This is a genomic window from Arthrobacter sp. P1_A5, from assembly GCF_056406825.1.
The window spans coordinates 1-3,211 of sequence record NZ_JBFTZL010000281.1 but is presented as its reverse complement, the minus strand read 5'-3'; the positions used below and the strand labels follow the sequence as shown (position 1 = coordinate 3,211).

The 3,211-nt window shown below is 67.4% G+C and carries 3 protein-coding genes; all 3 read right to left on the bottom strand.

Annotated elements, in window-relative coordinates:
• Positions 1-97 precede the first annotated feature (97 nt).
• The 3 genes from rpsD to AC1D1S_RS20270 all read right to left on the bottom strand — a co-directional run bounded on the left by rpsD (position 98) and on the right by AC1D1S_RS20270 (position 2,903).
• Positions 98-724, bottom strand: a complete 627-nt coding sequence (gene rpsD, locus AC1D1S_RS20280; RefSeq protein ID WP_018773157.1) for a 30S ribosomal protein S4 — start codon at positions 722-724, stop codon at positions 98-100.
• A 186-nt stretch (positions 725-910) separates the two neighbouring features.
• Positions 911-1,309 carry a cupin domain-containing protein gene (locus AC1D1S_RS20275; protein WP_028276474.1) on the bottom strand — a complete coding sequence of 133 codons (399 nt, stop codon included), beginning with the start codon at positions 1,307-1,309 and terminating at the stop codon, positions 911-913.
• 265 nt (positions 1,310-1,574) lie between these two features.
• The gene (locus AC1D1S_RS20270; RefSeq protein ID WP_476995341.1) at positions 1,575-2,903 is read right to left on the bottom strand and encodes a replication-associated recombination protein A; all 1,329 of its coding nucleotides are present in this window, start codon (positions 2,901-2,903) and stop codon (positions 1,575-1,577) included.
• Positions 2,904-3,211: the final 308 nt, after the last annotated feature.

The window sequence follows — 3,211 nt, the reverse complement described above, 5'->3', positions numbered from 1 at the left end:
GGCGGAACCGGCTCCCGGGGAACTCCCCCAAGTACCTTACATACAAAGAAGCCCGCGGCGCTTGCCACGGGCTTCTTTGTAGGTGATGCCTTTTGAATTAGCGTGCGTAGAATTCCACGACGAGCTGCTCTTCGCAGGTCACGGGGATCTCGGAGCGCTTGGGGCGACGCACCAGGCGGGCCTGCAGGGCGTCAAGCTTGACGTCCAGGTAAGCCGGAACGATCGGCAGGACGTCGCGGTGAGCGCCGGCTGCTGCTACCTGGAACGGAGGCATGGTCTCGCTGCGGCTGTGAACGTGGACCAGCTGGCCCTCGCCGACGCGGAAAGACGGGCGGTCAACGCGGATGCCGTCAACGAGGATGTGGCGGTGCACAACCAGCTGGCGGGCCTGGGCGATGGTGCGGGCGAAGCCGGCACGCAGCACGAGGGCGTCGAGACGCATTTCGAGCAGTTCGATCAGGTTTTCACCGGTCAGGCCCTTGGTGCGGCGTGCTTCTTCGAAGGCACGGGTCATCTGGGCTTCGCGGATGCCGTACTGGGCGCGCAGACGCTGCTTTTCGCGCAGACGTACGGCGTAGTCGGAGTCCTGCTTCTTGCGGGCACGGCCATGCTCACCGGGGCCGTACGGGCGGCGCTCCATGTACTTGGCGGCCTTAGGGGTCAGAGCGATGCCGAGTGCACGCGAAAGGCGTGCGGTACGGCGAGCACGAGTGTTGTTAGCCACTTGTGTCCTTCCAATATCTGCGGTGTGTCAGTGTTACTGGCCTCCACGATGGAGAGCATCGGCCAACCGCTGCCTTTTGCTACTGGGCACAGGGCAACCCTCATCGAACCGAAGTTTCCATGGATTGTGCGTCCGTGCCTTGCCAGACAACGGTCCAGCCTACCAGATCCGGCCGGCGGACCGAAGTCAGATTCTGGCGTGCGCTCCCCGGACACCGCTGCGCCCGAAGGACGCCGCGCCCAGGAATTCCACGGCCACGAACGGTTTCGGGCCCACCACCCATTCGTCGTGTCCCGGCGGAATCGCGTAGGTGTCGTTGGCGTGGATCGTGGAGCGCAGCCCTTCGGCCGTTTCGACTTCCATTTCACCGGAGATGCAGAAGCCGAGATGGTGGTGCAGGCAGACGTCGGTCCGCTCGTAGGGTCTGGTGTTCTCCGACCACCGCCAGCCCGGGCCCAGGATCAGCCGGGCCACCGAGTAGTCGTTCACTGTGCAGAGGTCGAATTCGGCCTTGTCCGGGCACCGTTTCTTGTCCGGCACATCGAAGGACTTCACTGCCATGGCTGTAACGAAGTTGATACTCATGGGACACCTGCCGGGGACGGGACGGGAACGCTCGCGCTGGATGAGCTGGGATGGAGCGAAGCCGGCTGCCGTTCCGGGGTCCGGAACGAGGGAGCCAGCGATGTGACCGCGCTGTCCCCTGCGCCGCACGGACGGTCAGCAGATCCATGCCGCCGTAATTCCACGTTAGACCTCTTGGCCCCTATGTCAACGGCGGATTCCGGCGCCACCGGGCGCCGCCGACCAGCCGCAGGTCACGGGCGTTCACTTGCCGCCCACGTGCCTTTCAGGTGCCGCGGATGATCTTCCGAAGCCGCTCGAGCCGGGTGGCGATGTCGCGTTCGGCCCCGTTGCCGGTGGGTTCGTAGTAGTTGCGCCCGACGAGGTCGTCCGGCGGGTATTGCTGCGTGGCGACGGCGTGCGGGGCATCGTGGGCGTATTTGTAGCCCTTGCCGTGGCCGAGCTGTTTCGAGCCCGGGTAGTGGGCGTCGCGAAGGTGGGCGGGGATGCCGTTCCCGAGCCCGGCGCGGACGTCGGCGATCGCCTGGTTAATGCCCATGTACGCGGCGTTGGACTTCGGCGCGGTGGCCAGATGCACCACGGCTTCGGCGAGGATGATGCGGCCTTCCGGCATGCCGATCAGCTGTACGGCCTGGGCCGCCGCGACGGCGGTCTGCAGCGCAGTCGGGTCAGCCATGCCGACGTCCTCAGCCGCCGAGATCACGATCCTGCGGGCCACGAACCGGGGGTCCTCGCCCGCCTCCAGCATCCGGGCCAGGTAGTGCAGCGCGGCGTCGACGTCGGAACCCCGGATCGACTTGATGAACGCGCTGGCGACGTCGTAATGCTGGTCCCCGGCCCGGTCGTAGCGGACGGAGGCAACATCCAGGGCGCGTTCGGTGTGTTTGAGCTCGATCTTCACCGGGGCCGCCTCGGGCGCCCCGCTGGCTGTGCCGGCTACGACTGCGTCGGCGTCGTCCGCGTCCCCGAACGCGACGCCGGCCGCCGCCTCAAGCGCGGTCAGCGCACGGCGGGCATCCCCGCCGGAGAGCCGGACGAGGTGTGCCAGGGCCTCGTCGCTGAGTTCCACTTTGCCGCCGAGCCCGCGGTCATCCGTTGCGGCCCGCAGGAGAAGGCCCTCGACATCGGCGTCGGTGAGCGGTTTGAGCGTCAACAGCAGGGAGCGCGATAGCAGCGGGGAAACGACGGAGAAGGAGGGGTTTTCGGTGGTCGCGGCGACCAGGACCACCCAGCGGTTTTCGACGCCGGGCAATAGGGCGTCCTGCTGGGCCTTGTTGAAGCGGTGGATCTCATCCAGGAACAGCACAGTGGTGGTTTTGAACAGGTCACGGGCGGTGAGGGCTTCGTCCATGACGCGGCGGACGTCCTTGACGCCGGCAGTGATGGCGGAGAGCTCGACGAACTTCCGCCCTGGGCCCTTGGCGATGACGTGCGCGAGCGTGGTTTTGCCGGTACCCGGAGGGCCCCAGAGGATCAGCGAACTGGGACCCGCGGGGCCGGTGGCGTCCGTGCCTGCGGCGAGCTGGCGCAGCGGCGAGCCGTGGCCGAGGAGGTGCTGCTGGCCCACCACGTCATCAAGTGTCCGAGGCCGCATCCGGACGGCGAGCGGGCTGCGCGGGGAGACCCGGCGGCTCTCGCCGGTCTGGTCAGCGTCGCCCTCATCCTCGATAGCGGCGCCGCCGTCCCGCCCTGCGCCAAAGAGATCATCCACATAGATAGGCTACTTCTAGTTCCCCCCTGCCCAGACACCCTCGTAACGGAGACCCGCGCCATGACAACACCCGACACCCGTGTGGCGTTCGTCTCCGGGGCGCGGCTGCCGGGCTGGGTGGACCGCTTCGCCGCGAGCCACGGCGCACTGGTGGAGGAGGAGCTCGACGCCGGTCTGCAGCTGCGCGCCGC